At 40.7% G+C, this 14060-nt stretch carries 10 protein-coding genes; 2 read left to right on the plus strand and 8 right to left on the minus strand.

Annotated elements, in window-relative coordinates; all coding sequences use genetic code 11:
* Positions 1-127: 127 nt before the first annotated feature.
* Together I6F48_RS08180 and I6F48_RS08185 are read right to left on the minus strand one after the other, a co-directional pair.
* Complete coding sequence (locus I6F48_RS08180) at positions 128-1033, minus strand: GGDEF domain-containing protein (RefSeq protein WP_197119216.1); 906 nt, start codon at positions 1031-1033, stop codon at positions 128-130.
* 97 nt (positions 1034-1130) lie between these two features.
* Positions 1131-1715, minus strand: a complete 585-nt coding sequence (locus tag I6F48_RS08185; RefSeq protein WP_010554604.1) for a YqaA family protein — start codon at positions 1713-1715, stop codon at positions 1131-1133.
* A 187-nt stretch (positions 1716-1902) separates the two neighbouring features.
* On the opposite strand from I6F48_RS08185, the gene I6F48_RS08190 reads away from it, so the two are divergent.
* On the plus strand, positions 1903-3138 hold the full coding sequence (locus tag I6F48_RS08190; protein ID WP_010554605.1) for a TMEM143 family protein: 1236 nt from the start codon (positions 1903-1905) through the stop codon (positions 3136-3138).
* A gap of 86 nt (positions 3139-3224) precedes the next feature.
* Here the strand turns inward: I6F48_RS08190 and I6F48_RS08195 are convergent, their stop codons facing one another.
* The 5 genes from I6F48_RS08195 to I6F48_RS08215 all read right to left on the minus strand — a co-directional run bounded on the left by I6F48_RS08195 (position 3225) and on the right by I6F48_RS08215 (position 10246).
* The gene (locus I6F48_RS08195) at positions 3225-6371 is read right to left on the minus strand and encodes an efflux RND transporter permease subunit (protein WP_197119217.1); all 3147 of its coding nucleotides are present in this window, start codon (positions 6369-6371) and stop codon (positions 3225-3227) included.
* Positions 6372-6379: 8 nt separating this feature from the next.
* Positions 6380-7627 carry an efflux RND transporter periplasmic adaptor subunit gene (locus I6F48_RS08200; RefSeq protein ID WP_197119218.1) on the minus strand — a complete coding sequence of 416 codons (1248 nt, stop codon included), beginning with the start codon at positions 7625-7627 and terminating at the stop codon, positions 6380-6382.
* On the minus strand, positions 7624-8877 hold the full coding sequence (locus I6F48_RS08205) for a TolC family protein (protein ID WP_166419260.1): 1254 nt from the start codon (positions 8875-8877) through the stop codon (positions 7624-7626). The genes I6F48_RS08200 and I6F48_RS08205 overlap by 4 nt, the downstream gene beginning before the upstream one ends.
* Positions 8878-9026: 149 nt before the next feature.
* Positions 9027-9347, minus strand: coding sequence for a hypothetical protein (locus I6F48_RS08210; protein ID WP_008135125.1), 321 nt, complete (start codon positions 9345-9347; stop codon positions 9027-9029).
* An 80-nt stretch (positions 9348-9427) separates the two neighbouring features.
* A complete protein-coding gene (locus tag I6F48_RS08215) occupies positions 9428-10246 on the minus strand; it encodes an AraC family transcriptional regulator (protein ID WP_007378231.1) in 819 nt (272 codons plus the stop codon).
* Between the two features lie 112 nt (positions 10247-10358).
* Here I6F48_RS08215 and I6F48_RS08220 point away from each other — a divergent pair, with 112 nt between their 5' ends.
* The gene (locus I6F48_RS08220) at positions 10359-13463 is read left to right on the plus strand and encodes a beta-galactosidase (RefSeq protein ID WP_197119219.1); all 3105 of its coding nucleotides are present in this window, start codon (positions 10359-10361) and stop codon (positions 13461-13463) included.
* 61 nt (positions 13464-13524) lie between these two features.
* On the opposite strand, the gene I6F48_RS08225 is transcribed toward I6F48_RS08220, so the two are convergent.
* Entirely contained in the window at positions 13525-13971 is a 447-nt protein-coding gene (locus I6F48_RS08225) for a DoxX family protein (protein ID WP_197119220.1), read from the minus strand.
* Between the last annotated feature and the right edge of the window lie 89 nt (positions 13972-14060).

The raw sequence follows: 14060 nt of genomic DNA on the forward strand, positions 1-14060 counted from the left end.
CCAAACATTCTATTTTAATTTCATGATTTACAAAGCATTACCCTCACTGACATTTCCTTACGAAAACGTTAAAAAGTGTAGTAAATGTGCAAACAATAAGGACGTGTTTTTATATAATTAAAAACGCTTACGGGGCAACTTCAAAACGATCTCGACCATTCTTTTTAGCTAAATATAAAGCTTGGTCGGCGCGTTTCATTACTTTATCTAAAGGCTCATTAGGCATTTGCATTGCAACACCTATACTCACTGTTAAGTGGCGAATATTTTGAATATTAATAGTATGCGCAATGGTAATTAATTGCTGTGAAAAATCACAAGCTTGCAATATGTTGCTTATAGGTAAGTAGCCACCAAACTCCTCACCACCTAAGCGAGAAAATTTATTATTATGTACAAAAGCATTGTCATATTTGGTTGCTAATTCTTTAAGTACTAAATCACCGACATCGTGACCAAATTCGTCATTAATAGCTTTAAAGTGGTCTATATCGATAATTAAAATAACGTAAGGCGAGTTCTGAGCATCTTTAGCGTGCTGATAAAAATAACGTCTGTTATGTACCTTGGTTAAATCATCAATAATTAGCTCACGCGCTAATCGATTATTAATACTTTGTACAAAGCGCATCGTTTTAAATAAACCATAGGAAGTTAAAAGCATGCCGCTGGTTCTGCATAAATCTTCAAAATAAATACTTACCCAGTAAGGCTGTCTCACTATCTCATCGATTAAATCAGCTGTATTACCCATGGACCAAAGCATTAATCCGAGAGTCGAAAATGTATATGCAAGCTTTGAAAGTTTGGAGCACTGAACCATCCAAAATAAAAAAATAAGAACAATTAAATTAATAAAATCGGTAGTAAAACCGTAAACATTATTTTGAACTTGTAAAGGAGGAAAGTTAGTTAGGGAGTAGGCTGAAAAAATAACAATATAAGCTAATAAAAATAGGCTTACAGTTTTATTTTTCCAGCTCATTTTAAAAAAATTAGAAAGCCTGATAGTGAGTTTTACAGTTTCAATCATATTAACCCTAAGCTTTTCGATACTATATTAAAAAACTATAGCACATTACCAAAAAGGCTTATTAGAATAAGCTGGTTAATAACCTTTAATAATGAGCTTAAATCACCAAACTTAATCCCCAAACTCCTAACACAAGTAAGGTTATTAAAACCATTGCCTTAGTTTTATGTTTACTAATGATTCGCTCAGCTTCATTACCTGCATAATAAACAATAATAGCTAAGCCAAAGTAACGAATAGAACGCGCAATACCCGAGGCCAACAAAAACAGCCAAATAGAGTACTTAGTCGCGCCAGCTGCAAGCATCGCTATTTGAAACGGAATAGGCACTATGCCTAGTGTTATAACAAACCAAAAACCTTGATCTTGCATTTGCTGTTTAACGTTTTCAAATTGCTCAGGGCTCGAAAACGTATTAATAATCCAATCGCCAACCGCATCAAATAAATAATAACCCAACGCATAACCAAACAATGCGCCCACTATGCAGCCTAAAGTAGCCATTAGCGCAATAAGCCATAGCTTTTCACGACGAGCTTGCATTAGTGGTACTAATACAGCTTCGAGTGGAATAGGAACTATGGTTGACTCTAAAAATGATGCCACAGTAATACCGCTAAGCATATGCTTAGAGTCAATAAAATTACGCGTTTTTTCTTTTAGCTTTTTTTGAATGGCCATATGCATTCCTTATCGTGGCGAAAGTAAGTATGAACGGCTTTAATCATTACACAATCAGGTTAATACAGCCTGAAAATACTTAACTTTGTTAGTCAGCTATTTATCATTAACAAATTCGCAATACTTATAAGAATATTTTATTATGTGCCCATGCAGTTAGATTCCCTATCACAGTAGTTATTAATTTATGCAAAGTGCGCGTTTTATTCCCTTTAGAAAGCAAGATATTGTTGATATGTGTAGCGAAGAGCTTAAAAGCAGTACACAAAAAACATCGTTTAAACAATTTTGCGATTTACTAGCAAGCCTTATTCATTACGATTATCACTCAACACTTGAGTCACTTAAAAACAACTACGCCCCTTTTGATCCCAACAGTGACACGCGATCGTTAGCGCCAGTATCGGCGGATCAAAAAGCGCAGTGCCAACATGAGTTTGCTAAAGATTTTGCTAAGGTGCTTAATGCCGCTAATTTTGAAGTGATCACCAATGAAGACTTACAAGATGCATTAAACGAAGAGTCACTATTTAAGGTGCGCCTTGAAGTTGAATTTGACGACTTTGAAGAAGTGGTTTTTTATCGCCGTGGCGAGTCGCAACTCACTGAAACCATTACCAGCTTTTGGGGCCTTCGTAAAAAACCGCTGCACTTTACTAATTACGACCGTGTTGCCGTGTTTATTCGCTTTAAAGACAGCGCTTATTTTGAAGCTAAAAATAAAACGCCAATGGGATTTGAGCCAAGCTCAACCATAGTAAAGCTGTTTCAAAATGTGCCAAAGGCCGATCTCGAAATGCTATTTCCTAATAGCGAAGTACGCATGCGCCCTATTGATAAAGCAATTATTGGCTCATCGGCTTTAGTTGGCGGTGCAGTGGTACTTATAACTAAACTTGGCGCATCAATCGTATTATTGCTTGCTCTGTTTGCTTTTTGGGGTGGTTTTAGAAGTGAAGCTGTAGAAATGACCCAACAACATTTTATTACCTTTGCTATTGGCATGGGAGTATTTGGCAGCTTTATTTTTAAAGAATGGAGTAAGTTTAAAAACCGTAAAATTAAATTTATGAAAGCGCTTAGCGATAACCTCTACTTTAAAAACCTTGATAATAACGCGGGTGTTTTTCACACGCTTATTGACGCTGCCGAAGAAGAAGACATAAAAGAAGCCCTGCTTGCGTATACCTTTTTACTAAAATCAGAAAGCGGCTTAACCGCCCAAACGCTTGATGAACAAATAGAGCATTGGTTTAAAAGCAAATACCAGTGCGATCTTGATTTTGAAATTAGCGACGCACTTGAAAAGCTGGTACGTATGCGTTTGGTAACGTGCACTAGTGATGTGTATAGCGCAATCAATTTAGAACACGCAAAAACGATATTAGATGAGCGTTGGGATAATCTTTTTCAATATAATTAATGTAGTATTTTTGCTAAATAATACCCAAATAAAAAAGCAGCTGTAAGTACAGCTGCTTTTTTTATTACATTATCAGTAGCTAGTATTTAAGCTAATTCAGCTTCTGCTTTTTTAGTAAATTTAGAATGTACTAACTTATAAAGCGCAGGCAATATTAACAGTGTCAGTAAAGTTGATGAAATAATCCCGCCAACCACTACTGTCGCGAGAGGTTTTTGCATTTCAGAACCCGTTCCCGAATTAAGCGCCATAGGTATAAAGCCTAAACTTGCCACCAGCGCCGTCATCAGTACTGGGCGCAAGCGCTGTAATGCACCGCTGTGAATTGCATCAAACAAACTTAAACCATCGCTTCGTAACTGCTTTATAAACGACAGCATAACTACGCCGTTTAATACCGCGACACCACTTAGGGCAATAAAGCCGACACCCGCTGATATTGAAAGCGGCATATCGCGCAGCAATAACGCAAGCACACCACCCGTTAATGCCAGTGGCACACCACTAAATATAATCAATGAATCACGAAGCGATCCAAAGGCGCTATACAGTAAGCCAAATATAAGCAGTAAAGTGACCGGCACAACCAACGACAATCGCTTACTTGCTGATTGTAGCTGCTCAAACGTGCCGCCGTATTCAAGCCAATAGCCACTTGGTAAGTTAAGTGATTCATTCATGCTTGCTTGCGCATCACTTACAAAGCTTGCTAAATCGCGCCCTTCCACATTGGCAGTTACCACTACGTTACGTTTACCGCTTTCGCGGTTTATTTGATTAGGCCCTTTTTCAATGCTAATTGTTGCCACTTCGCCAAGCGGTACAAACGCAAGTTCTGGGTTACTATCTTTAGGTAAAGCAACTGGCAAACGAGCAAGTGCTGATACATCGCTAGACCAACGTTTATCAAGGCGTACTAATAACGAAAAACGTTTATCGCCTTCGTAAATTAGTCCGGTTTGCACACCACCAACAGCGGCGGCAAGTGTCTGTTGAATATCGTTTACGCTTAAACCCAATAACGCCATATGGTCGCGCATTGGTGTTACCGAAAGTGTTGGCAATCCTTCCATTTGCTCCAAACGTACATCGGTAGCACCTGCAATATTACGCATTAGCCCTGTGGCTTTTTCGCCAAACTCTTTAAGTACGCTTAAGTCGTCACCATAAATACGCAGTGCCACATCGGCGCGCACGCCAGCAATTAACTCATTAAAGCGCATTTCTATTGGTTGTGTAAATTCGTAATTATTACCAGGGACATCGTTAACACGGGTACGAATTTGCTGAACCAATTCTGCTTTAGTAAGTGCTGGATTAGGCCACTCTTCTTGCGGTTTAAGTATTAAAAAAGTATCGGCAACATTGGGCGGCATAGGATCGCTTGCTACATCGGCAGTACCAATTTTTGAAAATACGTTAGCAACCTCAGGCTGATCTAATATGGCTTGCTCAAGCTCTTTTTGCATTTGCACAGATTGCTCAATACCGGTGCCAGTAATGCGCAGCGCGTGCATAGCAATATCCCCCTCATCAAGTTTCGGTAAAAATTCTGCGCCCATGTTTTTAACTTTAAAACCAAGCACTAATACTAATGCAGTGGCAATACCCACCATCAGCCACGGTAATTTAAGCGATATACCAAGTAATGGCTTATACACTTTTTTAACGCCGCGCATGACTGCGTTTTCGGTTTCATCAACCTTACCGCGAACAAACACTGCAATAGCAGCGGGTACAAAGGTAACGCCAAATATAAGCGCGCCAATTAACGCCGCAACTACAGTAAATGCCATTGGCTGAAACATTTTGCCTTCAACGCCGCTTAGTGCAAATAAAGGTAAGTAAACCAGCATAATAATAACAATGCCAAATACAGCCGGTGTAAATACTTCTTTGGTGGCTGCGGTCACTACATTTAAACGCTCGTTTAAGGTAAGTAGCCTGCCATGTTTATGCTGAGCCATACCTAATTGGCGCAGGCAGTTTTCAACTACAATTACAGCGCCATCAACAATTAAACCAAAGTCGATTGCACCTAGGCTCATTAGGTTACCCGATACGCGATTACCCACCATACCTGTAACGGCAAACAACATACTTAACGGAATAACCATTGCCGTAATAAGCGCGCCCGTTACATTACCCAGCAGTAATAGCAAAATAACTATCACTAAAACGGCACCTTCAAATAAGTTGGTTTGCACGGTTGCTATGGTTTTATCAACAAGAGTTGTACGGTCGTAAACTGCCTCAACAATAACGCCAGCGGGTAAGCTTTTTTGCACATCAACTAACTTATCAGCCATGGCTTTTGCCACTATGCGGCTGTTTTCGCCAATTAGCATCATGGCGGTGCCGAGCACGGTTTCTTCGCCGTTATAAGTGGCCGCGCCGGTTCTAAGCTCTTTGCCTAAAAGCACGTTAGCCACATCTTTAATGCGTACAGGTGCATCGTCGCGCTTAGCTATAACGGTATTGGCTATGTCTTCTAGCGTTTTAAGCTGCCCAGGCGAGCGTACTAAATATTGCCCGTCAAAGCGCTCAATATAGCCTGCGCCTCGGTTACTGTTATTAACCTCAAGTGCACTAATTACATCGCTAATAGTAAGCTTATAGGCAATGAGTTTTTCGGGCACTGGCGCTACTTGGTATTGGCGCTCAAAACCACCTTGGCTGTTTATTTCGGTTACGCCTTTTACTTTTAAAAGCTGCGGACGAATAACCCAATCTTGTAAAGTACGTAAGTCTTCGGCGTTGTAAGCAGTGCCATCTTCTTTTAACGCATTAGGCGCGGCGTGCACACTATAAGTAAATATTTCGCCTAAACCACTGGCAATAGGACCCAAGTTTGGCTCTACGTTATTAGGTAAGTCGGAGCGAATACTTTGAATACGCTCACCAATTTGCTGACGCGCCCAATAAATATCGGTGCCTTCATTAAAAATAACCGTTACTTGTGAAAGCCCATAACGCGAAAGCGAACGGGTGTAGTCAAGCTTAGGTATGCCCGCCATGGCGGTTTCTACCAAATAGGTAATGCGCTGCTCTACCTCTAATGGCGTAAAGCCCTGCGCTTTGGTATTAATTTGCACTTGTACGTTAGTTATATCGGGTACTGCGTCTACCGCTAAATTTTGAATGTTGTATACACCAAATCCAGCAAATAAAAATGTAAGCGCAAGCACCAGCATGCGGCGTTTAACCGCAAAAGAAACTATCCAATTAATCATGGTGCCTCCTAGTGAGCGTGGCTTGCGCCGCTTTTTAAAATATCGGCTTTAATGACATAACTATTGTCTGTTACGTATTCGCTACCTGCGTTTAAGCCTGTAAGTACTTCTACCCACTCGCTATTTTTTGCACCTAAGGTAACGGGGCGCACTTCAAATACATTGTTTTTACGAACAAACACACTGGGTTGACCGTTAAACTCTTGAATTGCTCGTGGCTTTACACGCACGCTGGCATTTATTTTAGCCACACTTACATCGCTATTTATATGCATGCCTGGGCGCCAATGCCCGTCTGGATTATTAAGCTCTATACGGGCGCGCGCTATGTGCCCGCCAGTCATCATTGGGGCTATAAAAAACACTTTTCCTTGCGTATTTAAATGGTGATGCAAGTCGTACACTTTAGCGCTTTGACCAATGGCGAGTTTTTCAATGTTTTCAGGAAAAGCCGATAACTCAACCCATACTTTATCAAGGTTAACTACCTGCATAAGTGCGCTGGTGCTTGCAAGCTCGCCACGCTTTAAGTATTGCTCGGTTACAACGCCGCTAATTGGGCTTTTAATGGGGTAATTTTGCAGTGTTTCGCGGTTGGTTACATTGGCAAGTACTTCGCCTTTTTTAACGTTTTGACCAATGCTTACAAAAATATCACTGATCAATCCGGCATACGGCGCCATTACTTCTACCGTGCCGTGTTGTGTTGGAGCAATAACACCAAAAAGCGTATCGGTAATATCTACTTCACCACTTTGCGCTATCTCGGTTTTAATGCCTGCGCGCTCAATAGCTCGCTCTGTTAACGTGGTTTGCCCTTCGTGTTGATCGTACTCATAGCTAATGCTCTCACTGTTGTAATTAGCAGTAACGGTAAGTGCAAACGAATGCGGTTCGTTAATTGATTGCGTGCTCACAAGATAGTCGCCCTCAGCTGTAAACTGTATATTTTGCGGGGCTTCAACTAAGCGCTTTAAACTCATTGTTATGTTTAAGTCGTTTATATTAATCGGCTGATTTTGCTTATAGCCGTATACGCGCAGCTCAACATTACCTGCAAATTCTTGCAATTTAAGCTCAAGGGTTAATTTAGGATCAGTTAATAAAAAGCCGCCGTGTGGACCTTGCTTTTGCTCGTGTTGCTCTGTTTCTTTATGACCTGACTCGCCATGCTCAGCAGAGGCAAATACACCTGTGCTTACAAAGCTGCTGGCAAACGAAAGTGATACTAGTAATGCGATTATATTTTTATTCATGATTGATGAGTCTCAATTAAAGATTGGCCTGTTAAACGCTCAAGAGTAAGTAGCACTTGGTACAGCTCTGCGTGAGTTGTAATAAGTGTGCGTTTAGAATCAAAAAGTGCTTGTTGAGCATCAAGCAATTGCAACACCGAAATTTGTCCGCGTTGATAACTTTTTAAGCTTTGCTCAATCAATGTTTGTGCCTGAGGAATAATTTGATCAGATAATAGCTTTGCCTGATTAGCTCGACCTTGATAATAAGCGTACAAAGTACGTACTTGCTGGCGTAGCTGGATGCGCAATTGCCCTTGCTGCTCATTTAAAAGCATGAGCTGACTATTTGCAGCTGCAATATTGCCGCTATTAGAATTGCTTAATTGCAGTGGCATAGAAAACGAAAACACTAACGAGCTGGAGTCATTTTGCTGGTTATAGCGCACGCCTCCCCCTACGTTAATATCGGTTTGTCCGTTTGCTTTTTGTAGTGTTAAGTTGGCTGTTTGCTGTAAATATTGCTGCTGTAATAATGCAAATTCAGGAGCTTGGTTAACCGCATCTAAAAGTGCTTGTGCTGATTTAAGCGCAGTAATTACATTAATATTGCCAGCAAAAGTATCGTAGGGTTGCTCCTCACTCCACAGCTCGTTAAGCGATAAACTTGCTCGCTCAAATTCACTATTAAGCATGGCTTTATCAAGCTCTACTTGGCTAAGTGCATAACGCATGCGCGTTACATCAGCTTGCGACGCAGCACCCGCATTGGCTCTTTGTTCAATCGCTTTAAGCGCCTGGGTAACTACCTGTTTACGTTCACTATTTAAACTTAATAATGTTTGAAATTTAAGCCCTTGATAGTATCGCTCAGCAGTGGTTGCCAATAACGCTAAACGGGTATTTTGATACTGTATTGCTTGGGCTTTAATATTGGCGGTTGCGTAATTAATACGGCTTTGGCGCTTATCGCCCAGCTCTATTAATTGGCTAAGCCCAAGTGTTATTTCAGCGCCTTGAATGCCACGCGCCTTGTTTGTGCCCAGTAAGTTTTCAGCTTCAATATTCAATACAGGATTAGGCGAAAGAGCAGCTTGAGATTTAAGCGCACTCAATATTTTTTGATGATAAGGGTAGCGTTTTAATACCAGATTTTGTTGTTCGGTATTACTCAGTGCCTGCTTAAGGGTTAATGTTTTAACATTCGCCAAAGTACTAAAAGCAGGTAGCGCGCACATTAGCGCCACCAGCATAATTGGTTTTTTATTCATATAGCGTGTCCGTTTTTTAACAAACAGAGTTAACTTAATCACTACGCCTATTTTAAAAACAAGCGCGATCAAGCAACCTAAATATGTAAATAACTAGCCTAATAGCGCACAAGCGCAGGCAGTTTTTACAAAGTATTTAAAATTAAAAGCTAGCTATAAAAATTTGGTGGCGGTACATCTGGCGGGTAATTTAACCCGTTATAGCACGCAGGCGAAGTTGCTTTACTTTGCTCTGGGCTTATTGAATGGCTAGAGGTGCTGTTGTAGCCACAATGGCAATGTTGGTGGGCATGAATCTCGGTAGTTGATGTTTTATCGCTTTGGTTATCATCGGCTGTGGAGTCGCCTTGCGATAACGAACTGGTTACGTGATCAACGTCTTCTTGCAAATGATACGCAGCACCATCACAGCTAATAAAGCTGTGTACAAGCACTAATAATATCACTATTAAAAAACGGTTTGAGCGCATTACCTACCTAAAACTCTAAAATGCAATTTAAGAAATCACACAATACCTTAAATTTATTCAAATGTAGAGAGCCGCTAACGTTATTTTCTAAATTCGCTTGGCGACACACCTACCGACTTCTTAAAACGTTTGGAAAAATTAAAAATATTAGAGTACCCCACATAACTTGCCACATGCGAAATTGGCCAAGCCGTGTTTAACAATAAGTTTTTAGCCCGTTCAATGCGTAAATAAATAAGTTGTTGTATTGGACTTTTACCAAATTGCGCTTGGCATAAACGATGCAAATGCGGCGATGAGTAATGCACATGTTCGCACATTACCTCTATTGTCCAATCAAACTGCAAGCGCTTATCTACCTCTTCAAACAGACTAATTAAACGATTATGCGCCGCACCCTGTGAATTATTTTGCAGCGTAGCATTTAAGTAATGACTTAAAATAGGCGTTACGCTTTCGCGTAAATTAGCATTGGGCTCGCTGTATAAAAGCTCCATAGCAAGGTGTAACGGTTCAAGTTTTTGCTCGGTTAATACCAATGCTTGCGCTAAGTTTAAATGCTGCCAACGTTTAGTATTTGCAAGGTTTAACCAAATAACATCCCAATGTTCAGCATCAATTTTCACTTCAAAGCTTTGCTTTGCTGGTAGCACAATAAGTGTATTGGCATTAAGTGTGTACTGCTCATTTTGTGTTGTTAATTTACCCTGCCCTGCAAGCGTATAAAAAAGTGTATGTTCTAGCGGTGCTGAGCGTGCTACGCAATAACGACCCGATAGGTTTGAGCAACCCGCAAGTGCTATTTCAAGGTTTGGCATTTGCGCGAGCGTTTGTGAATCAATAAAGCGTTCTATACAACGCGGACCAATATCAAGTATGTCTTTAATGTTATAGCGCATAATTAAAATGATAGTTTTGGACAAATAAAGGAGAGCTTTAAGCATAACCCCTGCGATTATTTTTAGCTATATTTAGCGCATTATAATTGCCCGCTTATGCAATAGGATAAACATGACCTCTTTACAGCACATAATTAATCGCCGAGATTGGGAAAACCCAATTTCAGTACAAGTTAATCAAGTAAAAGCGCACAGCCCACTCAATGGATTTAAAAGCGTTGACCATGCCCGTACTAACACGCAATCGCAAAAACAAAGTTTAAACGGTCAGTGGGACTTTAAATTATTTGATAAACCCGAAGCGGTTGATGAATCGTTGCTAAGTGAAACACTAAACAGCAACTGGCAAAGTATTACAGTGCCTTCTAACTGGCAATTACACGGCTTTGATAAACCTATTTACTGTAATGTTAAGTACCCATTTGCAGTTAACCCGCCTTTTGTACCAAGCGATAACCCTACAGGCTGTTACCGCACTGAATTTAATATAAGCGAAAGTCAGCTAACTCAGCGTAATCATATTATTTTTGAAGGCGTTAACTCGGCGTTTCACCTGTGGTGTAACGGACAATGGGTGGGTTATTCACAAGATAGCCGCTTACCGAGCGAGTTTGATTTAAGCGAACTGTTAGTTGCAGGCACTAACCGTATTGCCGTTATGGTTATTCGTTGGAGCGATGGCAGTTATTTAGAAGATCAGGACATGTGGTGGCTAAGCGGTATTTTTCGCGATGTTAACTTACTTACAAAACCACAAAGTCAAATTAGCGATGTATTTATAACGCCGGATTTAGACGCATGCTACCGCGATGCCACGTTAGCAATTAAAACTACAATTGATATACCCAATCGTAATGACACAGCTAATAACTATAAAGTTGCCATACAAGTATTTGATGGCGAAACACCGTTATGTGAGCCGCAAATTCAAAGCACTAATAATAAACGTGCTGATGAAAAAGGCAGCTGGGCTGATGTTGTTTTTCATAACGTAGCAATAACAAGCCCTAAAAAATGGACCGCTGAAACCCCGTACTTATACCGCTGCGTAGTAAGCCTACTTGATGAGCAAGGCGAGACTATAGATGTTGAAGCCTACAACATTGGTTTTAGAAAAGTAGAAATGCTTAACGGGCAACTGTGTGTAAATGGCAAACCGTTGCTTATTCGCGGTGTTAACCGCCACGAACATCACCCAGAAAACGGTCATACAGTAAGTACCGCCGATATGATTGAAGATATTAAGCTGATGAAGCAAAATAACTTTAACGCCGTGCGTACTGCTCACTACCCTAATCATCCCCGTTTTTACGAGCTATGTGACCAGCTAGGTTTATACGTAGTTGATGAAGCAAATATAGAAACCCATGGCATGTTTCCTATGGGCAGGCTCGCAAGCGACCCGCAGTGGGCTGGTGCATTTATGTCGCGTTATACACAAATGGTTGAACGTGATAAAAACCACGCCTCAATTATTATTTGGTCATTGGGCAACGAATGCGGACACGGCGCAAATCATGATGCGATGTACGGCTGGTCAAAAAGCTTTGACCCTTCTCGCCCAGTGCAATACGAAGGCGGCGGCGCAAACACAACGGCTACCGACATTATTTGCCCAATGTACGCCCGTGTAGATACCGATATTAAAGACGATGCGGTACCTAAATACTCTATTAAAAAGTGGCTAAGCCTACCAGGTGAAACTCGCCCGCTTATTTTATGTGAATACGCCCATGCAATGGGTAACAGCCTAGGTAGCTTTGACGATTACTGGCAAGCATTTAGAGAATACCCACGCCTACAAGGCGGCTTTATTTGGGATTGGGTAGACCAAGGTTTATCTAAAACAGACGAAAACGGCAAGCATTATTGGGCTTACGGCGGCGACTTTGGTGATGAACTAAATGACCGTCAATTTTGTATAAATGGCTTATTGTTCCCAGACCGCACGCCGCACCCTAGCCTGTTTGAAGCTAAATACAGCCAGCAACATTTACAATTTACACTGCGTGAGCAAAATCAAAACCAATACACCATTGATGTATTTAGCGATTACGTATTTAGACATACCGATAACGAAAAGCTTATTTGGCAGTTAATGCAAAATGGCATCTGTGTTGAGCAAGGCGAGCATGTACTTAATATTGCTCCGCAAAGTACGCACACGTTAACTATTAAAACTAAAACAGCGTTTGAGCAAGGTGCGCAATATTACCTTAATTTAGATGTAGCATTAGTTAACGACTCACACTTTGCAAACGCTAATCACGTTATGGATTCAGAGCAGTTTAAGCTTATAAATAGTAACAATTTAAGCAGTAAGTTATTTGTATCATCATCTGAGCAAAACGCTATAAGTGTTAGCGAAACCGACTCTCAACTAAGTATTGAAAACGATAAATTTAAACTTGTTTTTAGCAAGCAATCAGGGCTTATAGAGCAGTGGTTACAAAACGATACTCAGGTTATTAATAGCCCATTGGTTGATAACTTTTATCGCGCCCCACTTGATAACGACATTGGTGTAAGCGAAGTAGACAACCTAGATCCTAATGCATGGGAAGCTCGTTGGTTGCGTGCAGGTATAGGGCAATGGCAGCGCACATGTAGCTCAATTCACGCAGTGCAATCAAGCGTTGATATACGTATTACTTGTGTATTTAATTACGAGTTTAATGGCGTGCTACAGGCTCAAACACAGTGGTTATATACCCTCAATAATACTGGTAATATTAGCTTAAATGTTGAAGTGCACTTAAACGATACTCTGCCACCAATGCCGCGTATAGGGCTAAGTACAACGCTTAACAAGCAAAGCGATACAAAAATAAACTGGCTAGGTTTAGGGCCTTTTGAAAACTACCCAGATCGCAAAGCCGCAGCACGTTTAGGTTATTACAGCTTGAGCTTAAATGAGCTACATACACCGTATATATTCCCAACTGATAATGGCCTGCGTAGCGATTGCCAATTGCTGAGTATTAATAACTTAACCGTGACTGGCGCGTTTTTGTTTGCAGCCAGCGAGTATTCGCAAAGTACGCTAACGCAAGCAAAACACACTAACGAACTAATTGCTGATGATTGCGTACATGTACACATTGATCATCAACATATGGGTGTAGGTGGCGATGATTCATGGAGCCCAAGTACTCATAAAGAGTATTTACTTGAGCAAAAGCAGTACAGTTATTCTTTAACTTTTTCAGCTAAATAATTTAGTAGTTAGCCTATAAAAACAGCGGCCAAATTGGCCGCTATTCTTCAATTAATAAACTCTATTTTTTAGCTAGCTTTTTAACTAATACGTTATCAAGCGAAAAGCTTCCCGCTCCTTGAATTGCTAAAACTACAGTTACTACAAGTAACGTTAATGCGTATTCATAGCCATTGTTTGCCATAAATAAGCCATTACTAATATGTACGCTAAAAATAGCAATCAGCATAGTAAAGCCGGCAACTACAGCAGCTGGGCGAGTTAACAAACCAATTGCTAATGCAATGCCACCAAAAAACTCAGCGCTACCTGCCATCATTGCTAACCAATAGCCAGGCTCTAAGCCAATGCTTGCCATCCATTGCCCTGTGCCTTCAAGGCCATAACCGCCAAACCAAGCAAATAGTTTTTGTGCACCATGCGCCGCTAAAATAAGGCCAACTGGTACTCGTAAAATTAATGCTGCTACGCCTGCTTTTGAGCTTAATAATGTGTTTAACAATTTCATGAGTTTTAGTCCCGTTTAATTTATTTGAGCGTTAGGTTTTTCCTAACCGTTGAGCACAGTTTACTATCATCATTTGGAAACATTAATAT

This window comes from Pseudoalteromonas sp. SWYJ118, from assembly GCF_015864505.1.
GTDB classification, from domain to species: domain Bacteria; phylum Pseudomonadota; class Gammaproteobacteria; order Enterobacterales; family Alteromonadaceae; genus Pseudoalteromonas; species Pseudoalteromonas arctica.

Coding starts and splice junctions, on each gene's coding strand:
- I6F48_RS08185 (WP_010554604.1), bottom strand. CDS start 1,715: ATGGCCATTCAAAAAAAGCTAAAAGAAAAAACGCGTAATTTTATTGAC.
- I6F48_RS08225 (WP_197119220.1), bottom strand. CDS start 13,971: ATGAAATTGTTAAACACATTATTAAGCTCAAAAGCAGGCGTAGCAGCA.
- I6F48_RS08220 (WP_197119219.1), top strand. CDS start 10,359: ATGACCTCTTTACAGCACATAATTAATCGCCGAGATTGGGAAAACCCA.
- I6F48_RS08210 (WP_008135125.1), bottom strand. CDS start 9,347: ATGCGCTCAAACCGTTTTTTAATAGTGATATTATTAGTGCTTGTACAC.
- I6F48_RS08205 (WP_166419260.1), bottom strand. CDS start 8,877: ATGAATAAAAAACCAATTATGCTGGTGGCGCTAATGTGCGCGCTACCT.
- I6F48_RS08200 (WP_197119218.1), bottom strand. CDS start 7,627: ATGAATAAAAATATAATCGCATTACTAGTATCACTTTCGTTTGCCAGC.
- I6F48_RS08190 (WP_010554605.1), top strand. CDS start 1,903: ATGCAAAGTGCGCGTTTTATTCCCTTTAGAAAGCAAGATATTGTTGAT.
- I6F48_RS08180 (WP_197119216.1), bottom strand. CDS start 1,033: ATGATTGAAACTGTAAAACTCACTATCAGGCTTTCTAATTTTTTTAAA.
- I6F48_RS08195 (WP_197119217.1), bottom strand. CDS start 6,371: ATGATTAATTGGATAGTTTCTTTTGCGGTTAAACGCCGCATGCTGGTG.
- I6F48_RS08215 (WP_007378231.1), bottom strand. CDS start 10,246: ATGCGCTATAACATTAAAGACATACTTGATATTGGTCCGCGTTGTATA.